Origin of the sequence: Achromobacter sp. GbtcB20, assembly GCF_019091095.1 — a bacterium.
GTDB lineage: Bacteria > Pseudomonadota > Gammaproteobacteria > Burkholderiales > Burkholderiaceae_B > Achromobacter > Achromobacter mucicolens.
Genome location: NZ_JAGXJZ010000699.1, coordinates 1 through 253, shown reverse-complemented (window position 1 = coordinate 253; position 253 = coordinate 1). Strand labels below are relative to the sequence as shown.

At 58.1% G+C, this 253-nt stretch carries 1 pseudogene; it reads left to right on the top strand.

The features are described 5' to 3' along the window. Window positions 1-177: pseudogene (locus KVT32_RS30790) on the top strand (IS5/IS1182 family transposase); the annotation flags it as partial. Window positions 178-253: the final 76 nt, after the last annotated feature.

Below are 253 nucleotides of genomic sequence, written 5' to 3'. Positions count from 1 at the left end.
CTGAACAAGGATGCAGGATTTCGCGCCCGACGTTGGGTCGACGAGCGCACGCACAGCTGAATGAACCGATTCCGTGGCCTGCTGATCCGTTGGCCGAAGAAGGCAGGCAACTATCTCGCCTGCCTTCACCTCGTTCGTGGAATCATTGCCTGGCGCTCAGCAGGTCTACTGGGATAGGCTCTAAGTCGTCGGCCAGGGCGACTTACTGGGGTTGCTTAGCCTGGCAGCTTTGCCGCAAGAACGTCAACCTTTT